The sequence below is a fragment of the Streptomyces liliifuscus genome (assembly GCF_016598615.1).
Classification (GTDB): domain Bacteria; phylum Actinomycetota; class Actinomycetes; order Streptomycetales; family Streptomycetaceae; genus Streptomyces; species Streptomyces liliifuscus.
The window spans coordinates 8161173-8180180 of record NZ_CP066831.1 but is presented as its reverse complement, the minus strand read 5'-3'; the positions used below and the strand labels follow the sequence as shown (position 1 = coordinate 8180180).

21 protein-coding genes are annotated in these 19008 nt (G+C 69.4%); 6 read left to right on the top strand and 15 right to left on the bottom strand.

Annotation, left to right across the window (positions count from 1 at the left end):
• Positions 1-5: 5 nt before the first annotated feature.
• The 3 genes from JEQ17_RS35240 to JEQ17_RS35230 all read right to left on the bottom strand — a co-directional run bounded on the left by JEQ17_RS35240 (position 6) and on the right by JEQ17_RS35230 (position 1346).
• On the bottom strand, positions 6-542 hold the full coding sequence (locus JEQ17_RS35240; protein WP_200399028.1) for a TetR/AcrR family transcriptional regulator: 537 nt from the start codon (positions 540-542) through the stop codon (positions 6-8).
• A gap of 52 nt (positions 543-594) precedes the next feature.
• Positions 595-915, bottom strand: a complete 321-nt coding sequence (locus JEQ17_RS35235; RefSeq protein WP_200399027.1) for a DMT family transporter — start codon at positions 913-915, stop codon at positions 595-597.
• Between the two features lie 65 nt (positions 916-980).
• The gene (locus tag JEQ17_RS35230) at positions 981-1346 is read right to left on the bottom strand and encodes a VOC family protein (protein ID WP_200399026.1); all 366 of its coding nucleotides are present in this window, start codon (positions 1344-1346) and stop codon (positions 981-983) included.
• Positions 1347-1507: 161 nt separating this feature from the next.
• Here JEQ17_RS35230 and JEQ17_RS35225 point away from each other — a divergent pair, with 161 nt between their 5' ends.
• Both JEQ17_RS35225 and JEQ17_RS35220 read left to right on the top strand, forming a co-directional pair.
• The gene (locus JEQ17_RS35225; protein WP_234048487.1) at positions 1508-3259 is read left to right on the top strand and encodes a hypothetical protein; all 1752 of its coding nucleotides are present in this window, start codon (positions 1508-1510) and stop codon (positions 3257-3259) included.
• Between the two features lie 497 nt (positions 3260-3756).
• Positions 3757-4614 (top strand): AbfB domain-containing protein, encoded by an 858-nt coding sequence (locus tag JEQ17_RS35220; protein WP_200399025.1) that lies wholly within the window; start codon positions 3757-3759, stop codon positions 4612-4614.
• Positions 4615-4757: 143 nt separating this feature from the next.
• Here JEQ17_RS35220 and JEQ17_RS35215 read toward each other — a convergent pair whose 3' ends face one another.
• The 8 genes from JEQ17_RS35215 to JEQ17_RS35180 all read right to left on the bottom strand — a co-directional run bounded on the left by JEQ17_RS35215 (position 4758) and on the right by JEQ17_RS35180 (position 11350).
• Positions 4758-5090, bottom strand: coding sequence for a metal-sulfur cluster assembly factor (locus JEQ17_RS35215; RefSeq protein WP_055610947.1), 333 nt, complete (start codon positions 5088-5090; stop codon positions 4758-4760).
• Positions 5087-5554 (bottom strand): Fe-S cluster assembly sulfur transfer protein SufU, encoded by a 468-nt coding sequence (sufU, locus tag JEQ17_RS35210; RefSeq protein ID WP_200399024.1) that lies wholly within the window; start codon positions 5552-5554, stop codon positions 5087-5089. Before sufU ends, JEQ17_RS35215 begins: the two co-directional genes overlap by 4 nt.
• Positions 5555-5569: 15 nt before the next feature.
• Complete coding sequence (locus JEQ17_RS35205; protein ID WP_200399023.1) at positions 5570-6841, bottom strand: cysteine desulfurase; 1272 nt, start codon at positions 6839-6841, stop codon at positions 5570-5572.
• Positions 6838-7602, bottom strand: coding sequence for a Fe-S cluster assembly ATPase SufC (sufC, locus tag JEQ17_RS35200; RefSeq protein ID WP_200399022.1), 765 nt, complete (start codon positions 7600-7602; stop codon positions 6838-6840). The genes JEQ17_RS35205 and sufC overlap by 4 nt, the downstream gene beginning before the upstream one ends.
• Before the next feature lie 7 nt (positions 7603-7609).
• Positions 7610-7930, bottom strand: a complete 321-nt coding sequence (locus JEQ17_RS35195; protein ID WP_200399021.1) for a non-heme iron oxygenase ferredoxin subunit — start codon at positions 7928-7930, stop codon at positions 7610-7612.
• A complete protein-coding gene (sufD, locus tag JEQ17_RS35190; protein WP_200399020.1) occupies positions 7930-9114 on the bottom strand; it encodes a Fe-S cluster assembly protein SufD in 1185 nt (394 codons plus the stop codon). Before sufD ends, JEQ17_RS35195 begins: the two co-directional genes overlap by 1 nt.
• A gap of 83 nt (positions 9115-9197) precedes the next feature.
• Positions 9198-10622 (bottom strand): Fe-S cluster assembly protein SufB, encoded by a 1425-nt coding sequence (gene sufB, locus JEQ17_RS35185; protein WP_189840490.1) that lies wholly within the window; start codon positions 10620-10622, stop codon positions 9198-9200.
• On the bottom strand, positions 10619-11350 hold the full coding sequence (locus JEQ17_RS35180; RefSeq protein WP_200399019.1) for a helix-turn-helix transcriptional regulator: 732 nt from the start codon (positions 11348-11350) through the stop codon (positions 10619-10621). Before JEQ17_RS35180 ends, sufB begins: the two co-directional genes overlap by 4 nt.
• 160 nt (positions 11351-11510) lie before the next feature.
• On the opposite strand from JEQ17_RS35180, the gene JEQ17_RS35175 reads away from it, so the two are divergent.
• The 4 genes from JEQ17_RS35175 to JEQ17_RS35160 all read left to right on the top strand — a co-directional run bounded on the left by JEQ17_RS35175 (position 11511) and on the right by JEQ17_RS35160 (position 15226).
• Positions 11511-12350 carry an aminoglycoside N(3)-acetyltransferase gene (locus tag JEQ17_RS35175; RefSeq protein WP_200399018.1) on the top strand — a complete coding sequence of 280 codons (840 nt, stop codon included), beginning with the start codon at positions 11511-11513 and terminating at the stop codon, positions 12348-12350.
• 68 nt (positions 12351-12418) lie between these two features.
• Positions 12419-13342, top strand: coding sequence for an ABC transporter ATP-binding protein (locus JEQ17_RS35170; RefSeq protein ID WP_200399017.1), 924 nt, complete (start codon positions 12419-12421; stop codon positions 13340-13342).
• Positions 13339-14151: an ABC transporter permease gene (locus JEQ17_RS35165; protein ID WP_200399016.1), complete on the top strand. Its 813-nt coding sequence runs from the start codon at positions 13339-13341 to the stop codon at positions 14149-14151. Before JEQ17_RS35170 ends, JEQ17_RS35165 begins: the two co-directional genes overlap by 4 nt.
• 67 nt (positions 14152-14218) lie before the next feature.
• Positions 14219-15226, top strand: coding sequence for a COX15/CtaA family protein (locus JEQ17_RS35160; protein ID WP_200399015.1), 1008 nt, complete (start codon positions 14219-14221; stop codon positions 15224-15226).
• Between the two features lie 78 nt (positions 15227-15304).
• Here JEQ17_RS35160 and JEQ17_RS35155 read toward each other — a convergent pair whose 3' ends face one another.
• From JEQ17_RS35155 to JEQ17_RS35140, 4 genes are all read right to left on the bottom strand, one after another.
• Positions 15305-16054 (bottom strand): nucleotidyltransferase domain-containing protein, encoded by a 750-nt coding sequence (locus JEQ17_RS35155; protein WP_200399014.1) that lies wholly within the window; start codon positions 16052-16054, stop codon positions 15305-15307.
• 56 nt (positions 16055-16110) lie between these two features.
• Entirely contained in the window at positions 16111-17217 is a 1107-nt protein-coding gene (locus JEQ17_RS35150) for an amidohydrolase family protein (protein WP_200399013.1), read from the bottom strand.
• Positions 17218-17427: 210 nt separating this feature from the next.
• Positions 17428-17784 carry a hypothetical protein gene (locus JEQ17_RS35145; RefSeq protein ID WP_200399012.1) on the bottom strand — a complete coding sequence of 119 codons (357 nt, stop codon included), beginning with the start codon at positions 17782-17784 and terminating at the stop codon, positions 17428-17430.
• 166 nt (positions 17785-17950) lie between these two features.
• On the bottom strand, positions 17951-18916 hold the full coding sequence (locus JEQ17_RS35140) for a heme o synthase (RefSeq protein ID WP_200401881.1): 966 nt from the start codon (positions 18914-18916) through the stop codon (positions 17951-17953).
• Positions 18917-19008: the final 92 nt, after the last annotated feature.

Below are 19008 nucleotides of genomic sequence, written 5' to 3'. Positions count from 1 at the left end.
GGGATTCAGGGGATCACCCGGGCCAGCACCTCGCGTGTGTACTCCTCGTCGTACTCCGCCCCTGTCACCAGTACCTGCAGACAGATCCCGTCCATCACCGCGACGAGGGCCCGCGCGGTGACGGGGTCCGTGCGGCGGCCGATCCGCTCGGCGAGGTCCTGGCACCACTCGGCGGCGACGGGCCGCAGCACGGGGCGGCGCAGTGCGGCGAGATAGAGCTCGTACTCCAGCTCCACGCTCGTGCGGTCGCCGCCCAGCCACTCGCCCAGGAGACCGGCGAGCTCACCGGCCAGATCGGCCCCGGTGTCCTCCAGCGCGCCCCGCGAGGCGACGACCTTCGCGAAGCCCTCGTTGGTCTGGCGCAGCGCGGCGACCATGAGCTCGTCGAGGGTCTTGAAGTGGTACGTCGTCGAGCCGAGCGGCACATCGGCCTCGGCCGCGGCCGAGCGGTGGCTGAGCCCGCCGATGCCCTTGTCGGCGACGACACGGATCGCCGCGTCGATGATCCGCTGCCGCCGCTCGGGGTCGTAGCGCCGGACCATCAGCGGACTCCCGCCGGGCGGCGCGAGCAGGCTCCCACGGGGCGGTGCCGCATCAGTGCGCCCCGCCCAGGTTCAGCACCACGACCCCGCCGATGATCAGCACGATCCCGGCGAACTTGGCGGTGTTCATGCCCTCGCCCAGGAACATCATCCCGATGCCCGCGACGGCCGCCGTGCCGATCCCCGCCCAGATCGCGTAGGCCGTGCCGACCGCGACGGTCTTCAGCGTCTGTGCGAGCAGCGCGAACGCGACGACGTAACCGATCGCGGTCACCAGCGAGGGCCACAGTTTGCTGAAGCCGTCGCTGTACTTCATGGCTGTGGTGGCGGCCACCTCTGCGGCGATGGCTCCGGCGAGCAGCACGTATCCCATGTGTACGAGTGTACGCATCGATACGTACGCCTGTACACAACTCCACCGCCCCAGCCGGGCCGACCTCAGTCGAGGAGTGTCTTCTTCGGCCGCAGCACACAGAACTCGTTGCCCTCGGGATCGGCGAGGACGACCCAGGTGACGTCCTCGCCCTGGCCGACGTCCGCCCGCCGGGCCCCGAGCGCGAGGAGCCGCTCGACCTCGGCGTCCCGGTCGTCGGGCGTGAGGTCGATGTGCAGCCGGTTCTTGCCTGTCTTGCGCTCGCCGACCGGTACGAAGCAGATGCCGGGCAGGGCACTCGGGTCGGCCCCGATGACGATCTCGTCCTCGGTCTCGAACAGCACGCGCCAGTCGAGGACCTGACACCAGAAGCGGGCCAGCGACGGCAGGTCGTGGGCGTCGACGACGACTTGATACCAGGAGACAGCCATACGCCGCAGTCTCCCGCCGCGCACCGGGCCCCGCCACCGAGCCACTGTGCGAATGTGCGCGACCGGCCGCGCCTGTTTGCTCATTTTCCTTATGGCATACGGAAGTTACCGATGGTTACCGTTCGGTACCCCGGACCCGCCGTCGTCCCGATGGAGAGACCATGAGCACAGGAGTCCCCCGCCCACGCGGCCGGTGGCTGCGCGCCCTGACCGCCGGAGCGCTCGGCGCGGCCGCGCTCACCGTGACGTCGTCGGCCGACGGAGCACCGGCCGGCGCCGAGGCCGCCCGCACCGAGACCCCGGTGGCCTCGGGCTCCCCGGTCCCCGGCATCACCGAGACCGTGGTCTCGGTACGGATCCCGCTGCCCGCCTCGGTGGGCGGTCACCCGGAGCGCTGCGACCGGCTGTCGTACCTGCGCTACCGCTCCTCCGAGGGGCCGTCGAAGTCCGCCGACGCCGACCGGATCCTGGTCGCCCAGCCCGGCATCCTGGAGGGCGCGGGCGCCTTCGACAGCGTGGCCCGCAACACGGTGAGGGCGGCCGCCGAGAAGGGCGAGCACATCGAGTTCTGGGCCCTGGACCGGCGCTCCAACTGCCTTGAGGACAACACCGGGATCTCAACGGGCAGTACCGCCAAGGCTGTTGGCTACTACTACGAGGGCGAGAAGGTCGACGGACGCTCCTTCGACGGCTTTCTGACGAGTAATCAGGTGGGCTGGCTGGCCGAGGTCGGTCTGGAGCGCACGGTCCGCGACCAGTACGACCTGCTGTCCGCCGAACTGCCCGACCAGAGGCTCCGCAAGGAGAAGGTGATGTGCGGCGGGCACTCGCTCGGCGGAGTCCTCACCGGTGTCTTCGCCACCTGGGACTTCGACGGGAACCCCGCGACGACGACGGACGCGGGCTTCAGCCAGTGCGCGGGCTACTTCGCCCTGGACACGACGATCGCCACCAACCTGGATGACCTGAACGGCACTTCGGGCACCCTCAACGGCGGCCTGCTGCCCAGGGGCACGGTCCCGGAGACGGGCCTCGGCCACACCGTCGTACAGGCCGGTCTGCGCAGCGGTGTCCTGCCCCGCTTCCTCGCGCTCCCCGCGGTGATCAACCCCGAGATCATGAACGTCCTCGCGATCAGCGGCCTCGCGGCGCGCACCGCACCCGACGCGCGCTCCACCCTCCAGGACGACCTGCCGTCGAACGCCAACATCGAGACGACGTCCCGCACGATGTTCTCCAAGGACGCGGCCGTCTTCCTGTCGGGCAGGCCCACGATCCGCGACTTCCGGCTCACCAACGCGGCGGTCCTCGGCGCCTTCATGGACGACAACTCGGCGCCCCTGTCCTTCATCCAGACCAGCGTGGGCCTCTTCGACGGCGGCCGGCTCGTGGACAAGAACTTCCCGGTCTCGAACGACGTCCAGGGCTCACCGGCCCTGTTCGGTACGGAGCTGAAGGCGATCCCGGACCAGCCGGCCGGCCCGCTCCACACCTGGCGGAACTTCGACCGGGTGGGAGCGCCGGACGACCCGGTGCACCGCTCGGCGGACGGCACGCCGTTCACGACGGCCGCCAAGGAGGTCTCGGACATCGGGGAGCTGGCCCGCAGCCTCTCCGAGCAGCCGCTGGACTTCACCGAGGACTACTTCCCGACGAAGCTGGTCACCGACCTCTCCCTGGTCGACGACCCGCGGATCGCACGGAACATGGCGCACCCCGGCGGCCTGACCGCGAACCCCACGATCACCTTCGTCGCTGGCGACGGGATCCTCGCGGACCACATCCCCGCGGAGAAGAACCCCGTGGTCCTGCCCGGCTACCAGCATCTGGACGTGCTCACTGCGGCCCCGGTCCAGAACGGCGGCTCCCGCGAACGGATCGCCGCACTCCTGTCGGCCTTCGCGACGCGCTAGTACCGCTCCTCGCGGGCGGCGCCGGGCACCGGTCCTCGCCACACACGTCGGGCACCGGCCCTCGCGGCACGGACACGATTGGGCATCGGTCCACGCGACGCCTCGGGCGCCTTCTTTCATAACGTGTTGGCCCTGAGAGGAACTTCCGCCTCCACCGGGAGAGCCGGCGATCTCGGCGTCCGAACCCCCCGCCCCGGGCGCCGAGATCGCCCCTCCCGCGGCCCTGATCTCGAATCCTTAAGCCTTGAACTATCTTTCCCCGGGCCGCCGGACCCGACGATCACCGTCAACTGGCCGCAGAACCCCCGGCGTTCCTGGCAGAAACCGCTCTCAGAAACGCTACGCGGGGCCCACAAGTTCTACTAATGTTCCCCTCGTCGCGCACGCGGATCCTCCGGCCACAGCCGTCACGCGTGTCCGCGGCCTCCGCCTCCTCTTGTGCCACGACCCACATGACCGATCCGCGTCCGCCTTCGGCGACGCTGGGGGAACCTCGCATGCCTGAAAGAAACCCCGGGTCCGCTCCCGACCCGTCCGCCCGCCCCGCGAAGGTGTGGGAGACCGGCGAAACCGTGGACGAGTCACGCGTACCCGGAACCCGCAGGCTCTGGCTCGCGGGAGCACTCCTCGTGGCGGTTCTCGCCTCCACCGTCACAGCCGTCGTCGTGCTCGACGACGACCCGGACACCTCGGCGAAGGACAAGACGAAGAACACCACCTCCGCGGCGGACGAGCCGCTCATACCCAGCCCGCCCCCCGCCACGGCACCCAGCGGGAAGAGCGGCCTCGCCGCCCCCGAGTCCTCCAAGGCCGCCGCGGACGGCTCCGCCTCGCCCGAGGCCCAGCAGCAGGGCGGCACGAAGCCGGACTCGGACCCGCGGCCGTCCAAGTCCGCCTCCGCCAAGCCTCCCGCGTCCAGGCCCGCCTCCTCGGGGAAGTCCGTCCAGGCGGTCAACTACCCCGACCGCTACTGGCACCTCGACCGCGACTCGGTGCGACTCGACCAGGTGGGCTCCCACAGCTCGTCGCGGACCAGGGACGAGGCCACCTTCAAGGTCGTCCCCGGTATCGCCGACTCCAGCTGTGTGTCCTTCTCCCTGGGCGACAACCGCTATCTGCGCCACTATCAGTTCCGGCTCCGCGCCGACCGCCACAACGGCTCCGAGCTCTTCAAGCAGGACGCCACGTTCTGCCCCCGCCCATCGTCCTTCAACGACGCGGTCATGCTGGAGTCGTACAACTACCGCGGCCGCTTCCTGCGCCACCGCAACTTCGAGATCCGCCTCGAATCGTTCGACAACAGCCACCTCTACCGGGCGGACTCGGCGTTCAGGCTCGTGAAGGGCCTGGGCTGAGCAACTCCCCGGCAGCCGGGGCCGACCGACCCCGACCCCGGCTCCGGCTCCGGCTCCGGCTCCGGCTCCGGCCCGGACGACAAACGAACGCGGCCCCCGGCATCATGCCGGGGGCCGCACACGTACAACACGTACAGACGGAATCAGACGTTGAAGCCCAGCGCGCGAAGCTGGTCGCGGCCGTCGTCCGTGATCTTGTCGGGGCCCCACGGCGGCATCCACACCCAGTTGATGCGGAGCTCGTTCACGAGGCCGTCCGTGGCGGACTTGGCCTGGTCCTCGATGACGTCGGTGAGCGGACAGGCCGCCGACGTCAGGGTCATGTCGATCGTCGCGATGTTCGCGTCGTCGATGTGAATGCCGTAGATCAGCCCGAGGTTGACGACGTCGATGCCCAGTTCGGGGTCGACGACGTCGTACAGGGCCTCGCGGACTTCTTCCTCGGAGGCCGGTTTCATCTCGATGGTCTCGCTCATGCCGTCTTCCTTTCGGCGTCGGCCTCGCCCAGGGCCTGGGCCGTCGCGTCCTTCCAGGCCATCCAGCTCAGCAACGCGCACTTCACGCGGGCCGGGTACTTGGAGACCCCCGCGAACGCGACCGCGTCCTCGAGGATCTCCTCCATCGTGTCGTCCGGCTCGATACGGCCCTTGGACTGCATCAGCTCCAGGAAGGTCTCCTGGATCTTCCGCGCCTCGGCCAGGTCCTTGCCGACGAGCAGTTCGTTCAGCACGGAGGCCGATGCCTGGCTGATGGAGCAGCCCTGGCCCTCGTACGAGACGTCGCTGATCTTCGTGCCGTCGTACTTCACGCGCAGCGTGATCTCGTCGCCGCACGTCGGGTTGACGTGGTGCACCTCGGCGTCGCCATCTCGAAGACCGCGCCCGTGCGGGTGCTTGTAGTGGTCCAGGATGACTTCCTGGTACATCGAATCAAGCCTCACGACTCAGCCAGCTCCTCAGCCGAAGAAGTTCCGTACGTGCTCCAGGCCGTCGACCAGAGCATCGATCTCGGCCGGCGTGGAGTACAGATAGAACGACGCTCGTGTGGTCGCAGGAATTCCGTACCGCAGGCAGACGGGCCGCGCGCAGTGGTGGCCCACGCGCACCGCGATGCCCTGCTCGTCGAGAACCTGGCCCACGTCGTGCGGGTGGATGTCACCCAGCGTGAACGAGATCGCCGCACCGCGGTCCTCGGCCGTCGTCGGGCCGATGATCCGCAGGTCCGGAACCTCGCCGAGCCTCTTCACCGCGTACTCGGTGAGCGCGTGCTCATGGGCGAGGATCTTGTCCATGCCGATCGCGGAGAGATAGTCGATCGCCGCGCCCAGCCCGACCGCCTGCGCGATCGGCGGGGTGCCCGCCTCGAACTTGTGCGGGGCGGGTGCGTACGTCGACGAGTGCATCGACACGGTCTCGATCATCTCGCCGCCGCCGAGGAACGGAGGCAGGTCCTCCAGGAGCTCCTGACGGCCCCAGAGGACGCCGATGCCGGTCGGGCCGCACATCTTGTGGCCGGTGAAGGCCACGAAGTCGGCCTGCAGGGCCTGTACGTCCATCGGCATGTGCGGGGCCGCCTGCGAGGCGTCGATGCAGACGAGCGCGCCGACCTCCTGCGCACGGCGCACTATCGCCTCGACCGGGTTGACCGTGCCCAGGATGTTCGACACCAGCACGAAGGAGACGATCTTCGTCTTCTCGGTGATGATCTCGTCGATGTTGGACAGGTCGAGCCGGCCGTCGTCGGTCAGGCCGAACCACTTCAGCTTCGCGCCCGTGCGCTGCGCCAGCAGCTGCCACGGCACGATGTTGGAGTGGTGCTCCATCTCCGTGATGACGATCTCGGTCTCGTGGTCCACGCGGTAGGGCTCGTCGGCCCAGCCGAGCATGTTGGCCACGAGGTTGAGCGACTCGGAGGCGTTCTTCGTGAAGATCACCTCGTCGCGGCTCGGCGCGTTGATGAACGCGGCGACCTTGTCGCGAGCGCCCTCGTACAGCGCCGTGGCCTCCTCCGCGAGCACATGCACACCGCGGTGGACGTTGGCGTTGTAGCGCTCGTAGTACTCGTTCAGGGCGTCCAGTACCTGGCGCGGCTTCTGCGAGGTCGCCGCGTTGTCCAGGTACACGAGCTTCTTACCGTCGTGGACCGTGCGGTCCAGGATGGGGAAGTCCTTGCGGATCGCCTCGTCGAGCAGGGATGTACTCGTGAGGAGGCCCGGCAGCTGTGTCACGCGGATGCGCCACCCTTCACGTACTTGTCGTAGCCCTCGGCCTCGAGCTGGTCGGCGAGCTCCGCGCCGCCGGACTCGGCGATGCGGCCGTTCGCGAACACGTGCACGTGGTCGGGCTTGATGTAGCGCAGGATGCGCGTGTAGTGGGTGATGAGCAGGGTGCCCACCTCACCGGACTCGCGGACGCGGTTGACGCCCTCGGAGACGACGCGCAGGGCGTCGACGTCCAGGCCGGAGTCGGTCTCGTCGAGGATCGCGATCTTCGGCTTGAGGAGCTCCAGCTGGAGGATCTCGTGGCGCTTCTTCTCGCCGCCGGAGAAGCCCTCGTTCACGTTGCGCTCGGCGAAGGTGGGGTCCATGTTGAGGCGCTCCATGGCCTCCTTGACCTCCTTGACCCAGGTGCGCAGCTTGGGGGCCTCGCCGCGGATCGCGGTGGCGGACGTGCGGAGGAAGTTGGAGACCGAGACGCCGGGGACCTCGACCGGGTACTGCATCGCCAGGAACAGGCCCGCGCGGGCGCGCTCGTCGACGGACATCTCCAGGACGTCCTCGCCGTCGAGGGTGACGGTGCCGCCGGTGATCGTGTACTTGGGGTGACCCGCGAGCGAGTAGGCGAGCGTCGACTTGCCGGAGCCGTTCGGGCCCATGATGGCGTGCGTCTCGCCCTGCTTCACGGTGAGGTCGACGCCCTTGAGGATCTCCTTCGTGGCGTTGTCGGCCTCGACGGTGACGTGCAGGTCGTGGATTTCAAGCGTTGCCATGGGTTCCTCAGGACTCCTGGGTGAGGGAGACGAGCACGTCGTCCCCTTCGATCTTTACGGGGTATACGGGGACGGGGCGCGTCGCGGGCAGGCCGGACGGTTTGCCGGTGCGGAGATCGAACGCGGAGCCGTGCAGCCAGCACTCGATCTGACAGTCCTCCACCTCGCCCTCGGAGAGCGAGACGTTCGCGTGCGAGCAGATGTCGTTGATCGCGAACACCTCCCCCTCGGTCTTCACGACCGAGACCGGCGTGCCGTCGAGCTCCACCCTCTTGGGGGTGTCGTCCTCCAGCTCGCCCAGCCCACAGGCGCGTACGAACGTACTCATCAGACGGACGCCTCCAGCTCCTCGTCGATCCTGGCGAGAAGGCGCTCCTGGATGTCTGCGACGCGGATCTGCTGGACCAGTTCGGCGAAGAAGCCGCGGACCACCAGACGGCGGGCCTCGTCGGCGGGGATGCCGCGGGCCATCAGGTAGAAGAGCTGCTCGTCGTCGAAGCGGCCGGTCGCCGAGGCGTGTCCGGCGCCGACGATCTCGCCGGTCTCGATCTCCAGGTTCGGCACGGAGTCGACACGGGCGCCGTCGGTCAGAACCAGGTTGCGGTTCATCTCGTAGGTGTCCGTGCCCTCGGCCGTGGCCTCGATGAGGACGTCGCCGATCCACACCGCGTGGGCGCCGTCGCCCTGGAGCGCGCCCTTGTAGGCCACGTTCGACTTGCAGTGCGGGGCGTTGTGGTCGACCAGGAGGCGGTGCTCCTGGTGCTGGCCGGCGTCCGTGAAGTACAGGCCGAAGAGCTCGGCCTCGCCGCCGGTGCCGGCGTAGGCGATCCGCGGGTGGAGGCGTACGAGGTCGCCACCGAAGGTGACCACGAAGGACTTGAAGGTGGCGTCGCGGCCGATCAGCGCGTTGTGCTGGCCGACGTGGACGGCCTTGTCGTCCCAGTCCTGGACGGAGACGACAGTGAGCTTGGCGCCGTCTCCCAGGACGTAGTCGACGTTCGCGGCGAGCACGGCGTCACCGGTGTGGTCGATGACGACGACGGCCTCGGCGAAGGCTCCGAGTTCCACGACCTGGTGGCCGTAGGCGACGCCGCCCTCGCCGTGCACGGCGATGCGGATCGGCTCGGTGAGGACCGTCTCCTTGGGGACGGTGATCACGCCGGCCTTCTCGAAGGCCGAGTAGGCCTGGGCGGCGACGCGGTCCACCGGAGTGCCCGCCCTGCCGAGCCGGGCGTCGTCACGGCCGACGGTCTCGACCGTGACGCCCTCGGGCGCGTCGATGTCGACCTTCACGCCGACGCCGGTCGCGACCGCGGTGCCGTCGTGCAGCCCGCGCAGGCGCTCCAGCGGGGTGAACCGCCACTCCTCCTCGCGGCCGTGGGGGACCGGGAAGTCCGCCACGTCGAAGGACGGGGGCGCGCTCATGCGCGTGGCGACGGTCGACTCGGCGGCCACCGCGATCGATCCGGCGGTGGTGGAGGACCCCACCGTGGAGTTCTGAGCCTCAGCCATGGCTGTCGTAGTGCTCGCTTTCTATTACGATCCTCGGCTCGCCACTGAGGACGCGCCGCCTGCTGCCTGGACGCAAGGGTGCGTCAGCCGACCGCGCCTTCCATCTGCAGCTCGATCAGCCGGTTGAGCTCAAGGGCGTACTCCATGGGCAGCTCCTTCGCGATGGGCTCGACGAAGCCGCGCACGATCATGGCCATCGCCTCGAACTCGGTCATGCCCCGGCTCATCAGGTAGAAGAGCTGGTCGTCACTGACCTTGGAGACGGTGGCCTCGTGACCCATGGACACGTCGTCCTCGCGGACGTCCACGTAGGGGTACGTGTCCGAGCGGGAGATGGTGTCCACGAGCAGCGCGTCGCACAGCACGTTCGACTTGGAGCCGTGGGCGCCCTCGCCGATCTCGACGAGCCCGCGGTAGGACGTACGGCCGCCACCACGCGCCACGGACTTCGAGACGATGTTGGAGGAGGTGTTCGGCGCCATGTGGACCATCTTGGAGCCGGCGTCCTGGTGCTGGCCCTCGCCCGCGAAGGCGATGGACAGGGTCTCGCCCTTGGCGTGCTCGCCCATCAGGTAGACGGCCGGGTACTTCATGGTGACCTTGGAGCCGATGTTGCCGTCGACCCACTCCATGGTCGCGCCCTCGTAGGCCACGGCGCGCTTGGTGACCAGGTTGTAGACGTTGTTCGACCAGTTCTGGATGGTCGTGTAACGGCAGCGGGCGCCCTTCTTCACGATGATCTCGACCACCGCGGAGTGCAGGGAGTCCGACTTGTAGATCGGCGCCGTGCAGCCCTCGACGTAGTGGACGTAGGCGTCCTCGTCGACGATGATCAGCGTCCGCTCGAACTGGCCCATGTTCTCCGTGTTGATACGGAAGTAGGCCTGGAGCGGGATCTCGACGTGCACGCCCTTCGGCACGTAGATGAAGGAGCCGCCGGACCACACCGCGGTGTTCAGCGACGCGAACTTGTTGTCGCCGACCGGGATGACCGTGCCGAAGTACTCCTTGAAGAGCTCCGGGTGCTCCTTCAGGGCGGTGTCGGTGTCCAGGAAGATGACGCCCTGCTCCTCCAGGTCCTCACGGATCTGGTGGTAGACGACCTCGGACTCGTACTGGGCCGCGACGCCCGCGACGAGGCGCTGCTTCTCCGCCTCGGGGATGCCGAGCTTGTCGTACGTGTTCTTGATGTCCTCGGGCAGGTCCTCCCAGGACTCCGCCTGCTTCTCCGTGGAGCGCACGAAGTACTTGATGTTGTCGAAGTCGATGCCCGACAGGTCCGAGCCCCAGTTCGGCATGGGCTTCTTCTCGAAGAGGCGCAGGCCCTTGAGGCGGAGCTTGGTCATCCACTCCGGCTCGCTCTTCTTCGAAGAGATGTCCCGGACGACGTCCTCGTTGATGCCGCGCTTGGCAGAGGCACCGGCCACGTCGGAGTCGGCCCAGCCGTATTCGTACGTACCCAGACCCTCGAGCTCGGGGTGGGCAGTCTCCTCAATGGGGAGCGTCATGCGGGGTTCCTCCCGGCGGTACTTGCAGATGCGTCATGGCCGTGAAAATCGTGCTTGGAAATCTTTGGGATGAAGGTGGTGCAGACACCGTCGCCGTGGGCGATGGTGGCCAGCCGCTGGACATGCGTGCCGAGCAGCTGGGAGAAGATCTCGGTCTCCGCCTCGCAGAGCTGCGGAAACTGTTCGGCGACATGGGCGACCGGGCAGTGGTGCTGGCAGAGCTGCTCGCCGACCGGTGCGCTGCGCGCCGTAGCAGCGTACCCGTCCGCACTCAGGGCCTTGGCCAGGGCTTCGGCGCGCTTTTCGGGGGCGGCGGCGTCGACCGCCTTGCGGTAGGTGTCGGCCTGGGCCGCCATACGGGCGCGGGCGAAGGCCACGACGGCCTCGTCCCCGCCCTCGCGCTCCGCGATCCAGCGCAGGGCGTCGGCGGCGAGCTTGTCGTAGGACTGGTCGAAGGCGTCCCGGCCGCAGTCGGTCAGGGCGAACACCTTGGCGGGCCGCCCGCGCGTACGAGCGCCGTAGACCCGCTGTTCGCGGGCCTCCACGACGTCGTCCGAGACGAGCGCGTCGAGGTGCCGTCGCACGGCGGCCTGGGTGAGGCCCAGCCTGCCCGCGAGGTCGGTCACTGTCGACGGGCCGTGGTCCAGGATGGACCGCGCGACACGGTTGCGCGTGGAGCGCTCACCGGTCGCGAGTTCCTCCTGCGGGGCCTCGCCAACGTTTTTCACAACGCCATTGTTGCGTAATTCCTCAGAGAGTGACAAGCCGCGTCCACGCCACCCGGGGTGCGGTGCATCACTTAGGTAAACCTAATCTGACCTGCGGGAATGATCTTTGATCGATCAATTCGGTGGCAGGGCGAGGGGTTGTCGGGGAGACTGCCGAACCATGCCGACACCCCCTCCGACCGGCCCACTAGTCACCCGAGCCACCCTCGCGGCGGACCTGCGCACGCTCGGCGTACGCCCCGGCGAGATCCTGCTCGCGCACTCGTCGCTCAGCTCCCTCGGATGGGTCAACGGTGGCCCGATCGCGGTCGTCGAGGGACTGCTCGACGCGCTCGGTCCGGACGGCACACTCGTGGTCCCCACTCAGTCCGGCGGCCTCTCCGACCCCGCCCTGTGGACCAGCCCGCCCGTCCCCGAGGCCTGGTGGGAGACGATCCGCGCCACGATGCCGGGGTACGACCCGCTCATCACGCCCACGCGCGGGGTGGGCGTGGTCCCGGAGACCGTACGCACCTGGCCGGGCGCCCTGCGCAGCGTGCACCCGCAGACCTCGTTCGCGGCGATCGGGCCGCGCGCGTCGAAGATCGTCGAGGACCACGCCCCGGACTGCCGCCTCGGCGAGCGCAGCCCGCTGGCCCGCCTGGAGGCCATGGGCGCCCGCGTCCTGCTGCTCGGCGCGGGCTACGACTCCTGCACCGCCTTCCACCTCGCCGAATACCGGATCCCCTCCCCGCGTGTCGCGGTGGGCCGGCCGGTCCGTACGCCCGAGGGTTCCCGCTGGGAGGTCGTGACCGAGGTCTCGATCAGCTCGGAGCGGTTCGACGAACTGGGCGCCGACTTCGAACGGGACCGCCCTGTCGTACGGGGCCTCGTGGGCGCGGCCGACACCCGGCTGTTCCCCGTGGCCGACGCGGTGGCGTACGCGGAGCGGTGGCTCCAGACACACCGCTCGCGCGAGGAGTGGGTCACCGACGACGCGCCCGCCTCACGCCGCTCGTGACTCGACCCGCCCTCCGGGTCCCGCCCGGCCGTCCCTAGACTTGGCGTTCATGCGAAGCGAGGCCGCCCATGCGAAGTGAGACCGTCGTCCAGGTCGAAAACCTGGTGAAGCGGTACGGCAGGAAAACCGCGGTGGACGGCCTGGATCTGGTGGCCCGGGCGGGCATCACCGCCGTCCTCGGACCCAACGGCGCCGGCAAGACGACCACTGTCGAGACCTGCGAGGGATATCGCAGGCCCGACTCCGGAACGGTCCGGGTGCTGGGTCTCGACCCGGTGCGCGAGGCCTCCGCGCTGCGCCCCCGCATCGGTGTGATGCTCCAGTCCGGCGGTGTCTACTCGGGCGCCCGCGCCGACGAGATGCTCCGCCACATGGCCAAGCTGCACGCGCACCCGCTGGACGTGGACGCGCTCATCGAGCGCCTGGGCCTCGGCAGCTGCGGCCGCACGACGTACCGGCGGCTCTCCGGCGGCCAGCAACAGCGCCTCGCGCTCGCCATGGCCGTGGTCGGCCGCCCCGAACTGGTCTTCCTGGACGAGCCGACCGCGGGACTCGACCCACAGGCCCGCCGGGCCACCTGGGACCTCGTACGCGATCTGCGCACCGACGGTGTCTCGGTCATCCTCACCACGCACCACATGGACGAGGCCGAGCAGCTCGCCGACGACGTGGCGATCATCGACGCGGGCCGTGTCATGGCGAAGGGCACCCCCGAGGAGCTGTGCCGCGGCGGCGCCGAGAACACCCTGCGCTTCTCCGGCCGCCCCGGCCTCGACGTGGCCTCCCTCCTCAAGGCCCTCCCGGCGGACTGCACGGCGGCCGAGCTGACACCGGGCTCGTACCGGGTGGGCGGCAAGGTCGACCCGCAGCTGCTCGCGACCGTCACCACCTGGTGCGCCCAGCACGGGGTGATGCCGGAGAAGATCTCGGTGGAGCGGCACACCCTGGAGGACGTCTTCTTGGAGCTCACCGGTAAGGAGCTGCGCGGATGACCGCGGGAACGGACGCCCGGACCACGGGCGAAGGCGCAAGCGAAGGCACGGGCATGTACGCGCCGAAGCCGGGAGCCGCCCCGCTCCCCCGCATGATCGCGACGCAGGCGGCGCTGGAGACGAGGATGCTGCTGCGCAACGGCGAGCAGCTGCTCCTGACGGTGATCATCCCGACGCTGCTGCTGGTGCTGTTCAGCGCGGTGGACGTCGTCGACACGGGCGAGGGAAAGGCGGTCGACTTCCTCGCGCCCGGCATTCTCGCGCTCGCCGTGATGTCGACGGCGTTCACGGGCCAGGCGATCGCCACGGGCTTCGAGCGGCGGTACGGCGTGCTGAAGAGGCTCGCCGCCTCGCCGCTGCCCCGCTGGGGGCTGATGACGGCCAAGACCCTCTCCGTCCTGGTCACCGAGGTCCTCCAGGTGCTCCTCGTGACGGTGATCGCCCTGGCCCTCGGCTGGTCGCCGGAGGGCAACCCGCTCGCCGTGCTGCTGCTCCTGGTCCTGGGCACGGCGGCCTTCTCGGGCCTCGGTCTGCTGATGGCGGGCACGCTGAAGGCGGAGGCCACGCTGGCCGCCGCGAACCTGGTCTTCCTGCTGCTGCTCGTGGGCGGCGGGGTCGTCGTCCCGCTGGACAAGTTCCCGGACGCGGCCCAGGACCTGCTCGGCCTGCTGCCGATCTCGGCCCTGTCGGAGGGCCTGCGGGACGTCCTCCAGCACGGGTCCGGGATGCCGTGGGGGAACCTCGGGATCCTCGCCGTATGGGCGGTCGTGGGCCTCGCCGCCGCCGGGAGGTTCTTCCGCTGGGAGTGATCGGGCGATGGCGGGCGACCGACGCGGGGAGGGGGCTCGTGAAAGCGTGCACAAGCGGCCCCCTACGATGGAGCCCGTGCCAAACGTGACCCGAGCCGATGCCGCCCAAGCCGTGCGCAACCCGCTCGCCTTCATCGCCGAACGCTGGACCCCCTCGCCCCGGACGGTTCAGCGCGCCGCCCTCGCCGCGCTCGTCATGGCGGTACTGATCGTGGTGACCGGAGGTGCCGTCCGGCTGACCGGCTCGGGTCTCGGCTGCCCGACCTGGCCCAAGTGCACCGACGACTCGCTCACCACCACGAGCGAGATGGGCGTGCACGGCGTCATCGAGTTCGGCAACCGCATGCTGACGTACGTCCTGTGTGCCGCGGTGGGCTGGGCGATCATCGCCGCGCGCTCGCAGAAGCCCTACCGGCGCAGCCTCACCCGGCTCGGCTGGGCGCAGTTCTGGGTCGTCATGGGCAACGCGGTCCTCGGCGGTGTCGTCGTCCTCGTGGGCCTCAACCCGTACACGGTCGCCGCCCACTTCCTCCTCTCCACCGCCCTGATCGCCGTCGCCACGGTGATGTGGCAGCGCACCCGCGAGGGCGACGACGCCCCGCGCCCGCTGGTCGGCAGGCCGGTGCAGCAGATGGCGTGGATCCTCGTCGCCGTCACCGTCCTGCTGATCGCGGTGGGTACGGTCGTCACCGGCGCGGGCCCGCACGCGGGCGACTCCAGCGAGGTCGAGCGCATCCCGCTGAACTGGGAGAACGTCACCAAGCTGCATGCCGTGCTGGCCTGGATCGTGGTGACGCTGACCTTCGCCCTGTGGTTCGTCCTCAGGGCCGTCGACGCGCCCAAGGGGCCCCTGCACCGCACCCGCGACCTCTTCCTGGTGCTCCTCGCCCAAGGGGCCATCGGGTACGTCCAGTACTTCACCGACCTTCCGGAGGTCCTGGTCGGCCTCCACATGTTCGGCTCCTGCCTGGTGTGGATCGCCACGCTCCGCGTGCTGCTGGCATTGCGGGAACGGCCGGAGGTCGTGGCGGATCTGCCCGCCCAGTCGACACAGTCGTCACTCACACGCGCGTGAGCGACGCGCACGTCACGTCGTGAGCGCCGCGCAGTCATGTGAGGTCACGCGTCACGTGCGTCACGTGACGCGTGAGGGTCATTCGTACGCGGCCACCAGGCGGTCGATCGCCGGGCCGAGGTAGCCGCGGGTCAGCTCCGCCCTGCGGGCCGTCCACTCCTGGACCGGTGCTCCGGGCTCCTCGTACCGCCGCCGCCTGATGTCCGCGACCAGCTCGGCGGGCGCGCCAAGACCGGGCAGCAGATCGAGTGCCTCGCGCTTGGTGATCAGCCGCCCGTCCTTCAGCGTGACCGTGGCGCGGGCGTGGGTGACCAGCCCCAGGTCCACCCAGACGTCCTGCGTCCAGTTGTCGGCCCGGTCCACCTGCCGTCGCCAGAAGTCGCGCTGGTCCCGGACGACGAACTCGGCGAGTTCGTCGTCCGTCACCTGGGGCAGCAGAGTTCCGGGCGGCTCTCCCTCCAGGACCAGCCCGAAGGTGTGCAGCTCGCGCCGGGTCACCGGTGTGACCGTCCGTTTGAAGAGTTGCTGGTGCGCCCAGGTGAGGTGCCGCCGCTCTGCGCCGTCGACCGTGTCGCGCGTCTGATAGCTGCAGTGCAGCTTGGCGACGAGCGGTTCGGCACGCAGACGGGCGTGCAGCCGGGCCACCTTCCAGAGCGTCCTCGCCGTGATCGGGCCGTCCAGGACGACGATCAGATCCAGGTCGCTGATGCCCTCCCGGTAGTCGCCACCGCCGAGCGAGCCATGGGCCCACACGGCAGCGGGGGCGAGATCGCGCAGTTCGGTACGGAAGCGGTCGAGGAGCCGGTCGGTCGCGTCGCTGCGTGTCATATACACAGTCTGTACAGCCCGCTCCACCCCGTACACCCGTCTCACTCCACCCCGTCTCACTCCACCCCGTACACCCGTCGCGCGTTCCCCGCCGCGATCAGTCCCGCCACCCGCTGTGCGTCGGTCAGCGACCAGGCGCCCTCGGCCACCCAGGTGCCGAGCACCTTGGCGAGCGACTCACGGAAGAGACGTGCCCCGACCACATGAAGTTCGGGCAGACCATGTGCACCGCTGGAGAAGAGGAGCTTGCCGAAGGGGGCGAGCTCCAGGATCTCGGAGAGGACGGCCGACGCGCGGGCCCCGGTGCGGACGAGGGCGGCGCCCAGATCGGCGTACACATGCGGGAAGACCCCGGCGAGATGCGCCGCGTGGCGGTGGTACGGGTAGCCGTGCAACAGGACCAGGTCCGTGCCGAGGCCGGCCGTCGCACGGGCGAAGTCGGTGAGCAGGACCGGGTCGTTGCGGTCGATGCGCAGGCCGGGCTCGCCGAGCCCCGCGTGCAACTGGAGCGGCAGACCGGAGGCGACCGCGATCCACAGGAGATGCCTGAGCAGCACCGGATCGCTCAGTTCGCCGCCCACCCGGCGCCCGGCCAGCCACCGCGCCGCCGCGCCGCGCACCTCTCCCGGCCCGGGCGGTTCGGGCGCGAGCGCCAGTCCGTGCCGTAAGCCCGCCACCGAGGTGAAGGCCACGGCGTTCGCGGCCGCCCCGTGCACCGACTCGGCGAGGTTGGCGAGGAACGACTCGACGGTTCCGGAGGTGTCGGCGACCTGCTCGGCGAGCGGCTCCAGACGGACGATCTCGTGGGCGTGCGCGGCCCCCGTGGAGGCCATCTCGCCGGGCCCCGTCAGATCACCCGGCAGACCGGTGTCGACCAGATAGGTCGTGATCCCGCTCCCCCGCAGCAGCCTGCGCCCCGCCTCCAGGACGCCGAGTTCCCGGCGTCGGGCAAGGTAGCGGGCTGGCGGACAGTGGGGTTCTAGCCCCAGCAGGGGCGGACACCAGCGGCGTACGGCGAAACCGGTCTGTGTGTCGAAGAACGTGGTCCCCGCTGCGGGCGGGCCCTCGCCCCGGGCGAGGTGGGCCTCGAAGGTGCCGAGACCCAGCTCCGTCCGCAGCACGCCGTGGCAGTACTGATCCACCAGCGACGGCGTTTCGATCATCCGGACTCCCCGCGAATGGGCCCTGCCTTTATTAAAGGGCCTAACGGGTGAACCGGGTGTCAGGTGTTGGGCGCCCACACCCCGTGCGAAGCGCTCCGCGGGTTTGGCGGGTGGGTGGTGGGGGGCGCGGGGTGTTGCTGACCTGCGGGTCGGATGTGGTTGCTCGCGCAGTTCCCCGCGCCCCTTTGGGGCACGGGGCTGGGGCCGGATTCAGGTGTTGCTCGGGCCGCCGAGTTGGATGCCTGCCATGCGGGTCCACTCGTACGGGCCTGTCTTGACCTTGTTGGCGAACTCGCCGTCGAAGTCCTCGTGGGTGGTGATGCCGGACTTCTTCACGGCCTGTTCCGCGATGGCGAAGGTGGGGGCCACGAGGTCGCCCCAGCCGCCGTCCTCACCGACGAGGACGATGCGGGCGCCCTTCTGGCCGATGTACGCGATCTGTCCCTCGGCGCCGCCGTGGGCCTGCGCGAAGGAGGAGATCTGCTTGGCGAGCTTCGCCGCATGGCGCTCCGCCTTGGCGGCCTGCTTGGTACCGGCGCCCTCGTCAACCTGCTGGGTGTCTGCCATGCCCAGGATGCTACCGACGGGTAGATCGTTCGGCGACGCCCGGGTCAAGTGGCCTTGCCCACGCACCCACGCCGGCCATAGTGCCCCTCAGGGGCGCGGGGAACTGCGCGACCAGCCACGGCCGGCCCGCAGCCGACAACGCCCCGACCACCCCTCTACCGGAGGGTCACCTCAGAAACGGGTCCACAGCCACAGCCACGAACAGCAGCGACACGTAGGTGATGGACCAGTGGAAGAGCCGCATCTCCTTCAGCTTGGCGCCCACGGCGCCGTCCTTGGCCCGGGTCTGCAGCCCGTGTGCTTCCCAGAGCCAGAAGCCACCGGTCACCAGGGCGACGACCGTGTAGAACCAGCCCGTGTAGCCGAGCGGCGTCAGGAGCAGGGAGACGGCGACCATGGCCCAGCTGTAGAGGACGATCTGCCGCGCGACGACCTTGTTGGAGGCGATGACCGGCAGCATCGGCACGCCCACGCGGGCGTAGTCCGCCTTCACCTTCATGGAGAGCGGCCAGTAGTGCGGCGGCGTCCAGAAGAACATGACGAGGAAGAGGATGATCGGCGCCCACGACATGGAGTTCGTGACGGACGACCAGCCGATGAGCACCGGAAGGCAGCCGGCGATCCCGCCCCACACGATGTTCTGCGAGGTACGGCGTTTGAGGATCATCGTGTAGACGACGACGTAGAAGAGGAGCGCTCCGAGCGACAGCCACGCGGACAGCCAGTTGACGGCGAACCCGAACAGCAGCGTCGAGACGACCGCGAGCGTGATGCCGAAGGCGAGGCACTCGCGTGGGCTGACCATGCCGGTGACCAGTGGACGCTGTGCCGTGCGCTCCATGAGCGCGTCGATGTCACGGTCGATGTACATGTTCAGGGCGTTCGCGCCGCCCGCCGACAGATAGCCGCCGACGCAGGTGAGGAGCACCAGCTGCAGATCGGGCACGCCCTGCTGCGCCAGGAACATCACCGGAACGGTGGTGATCAGCAGCAGCTCGATGATCCGCGGCTTGGTGAGAGCGACGAACGCCTTGACCCGAGCCCAGAACGGCCGGTGGTTCGTGCCCCGCTTCGCGCCCTGACTCGCCCCGAGCACACCCGCAGGACGGGATTCAACGGCCGTCACGCACACCCCTGACAGAGACATTTCAGCGAGCTCCGGGTGTGAACTCCCGGTAAAGGCTCGCGCGTACCACGCCACTGTAGACGTTGCCCAGACCCCGG

Coding starts and splice junctions, on each gene's coding strand:
- JEQ17_RS35150 (WP_200399013.1), bottom strand. CDS start 17,217: ATGATCGAAACGCCGTCGCTGGTGGATCAGTACTGCCACGGCGTGCTG.
- JEQ17_RS35165 (WP_200399016.1), top strand. CDS start 13,339: ATGACCGCGGGAACGGACGCCCGGACCACGGGCGAAGGCGCAAGCGAA.
- JEQ17_RS35155 (WP_200399014.1), bottom strand. CDS start 16,054: ATGACACGCAGCGACGCGACCGACCGGCTCCTCGACCGCTTCCGTACC.
- JEQ17_RS35160 (WP_200399015.1), top strand. CDS start 14,219: ATGGAGCCCGTGCCAAACGTGACCCGAGCCGATGCCGCCCAAGCCGTG.
- JEQ17_RS35225 (WP_234048487.1), top strand. CDS start 1,508: ATGAGCACAGGAGTCCCCCGCCCACGCGGCCGGTGGCTGCGCGCCCTG.
- JEQ17_RS35235 (WP_200399027.1), bottom strand. CDS start 915: ATGGGATACGTGCTGCTCGCCGGAGCCATCGCCGCAGAGGTGGCCGCC.
- sufD (WP_200399020.1), bottom strand. CDS start 9,114: ATGGCTGAGGCTCAGAACTCCACGGTGGGGTCCTCCACCACCGCCGGA.
- JEQ17_RS35145 (WP_200399012.1), bottom strand. CDS start 17,784: ATGGCAGACACCCAGCAGGTTGACGAGGGCGCCGGTACCAAGCAGGCC.
- JEQ17_RS35230 (WP_200399026.1), bottom strand. CDS start 1,346: ATGGCTGTCTCCTGGTATCAAGTCGTCGTCGACGCCCACGACCTGCCG.
- JEQ17_RS35220 (WP_200399025.1), top strand. CDS start 3,757: ATGCCTGAAAGAAACCCCGGGTCCGCTCCCGACCCGTCCGCCCGCCCC.
- JEQ17_RS35175 (WP_200399018.1), top strand. CDS start 11,511: ATGCCGACACCCCCTCCGACCGGCCCACTAGTCACCCGAGCCACCCTC.
- JEQ17_RS35215 (WP_055610947.1), bottom strand. CDS start 5,090: ATGAGCGAGACCATCGAGATGAAACCGGCCTCCGAGGAAGAAGTCCGC.
- JEQ17_RS35195 (WP_200399021.1), bottom strand. CDS start 7,930: ATGAGTACGTTCGTACGCGCCTGTGGGCTGGGCGAGCTGGAGGACGAC.
- sufC (WP_200399022.1), bottom strand. CDS start 7,602: ATGGCAACGCTTGAAATCCACGACCTGCACGTCACCGTCGAGGCCGAC.
- JEQ17_RS35170 (WP_200399017.1), top strand. CDS start 12,419: ATGCGAAGTGAGACCGTCGTCCAGGTCGAAAACCTGGTGAAGCGGTAC.
- sufB (WP_189840490.1), bottom strand. CDS start 10,622: ATGACGCTCCCCATTGAGGAGACTGCCCACCCCGAGCTCGAGGGTCTG.
- JEQ17_RS35240 (WP_200399028.1), bottom strand. CDS start 542: ATGGTCCGGCGCTACGACCCCGAGCGGCGGCAGCGGATCATCGACGCG.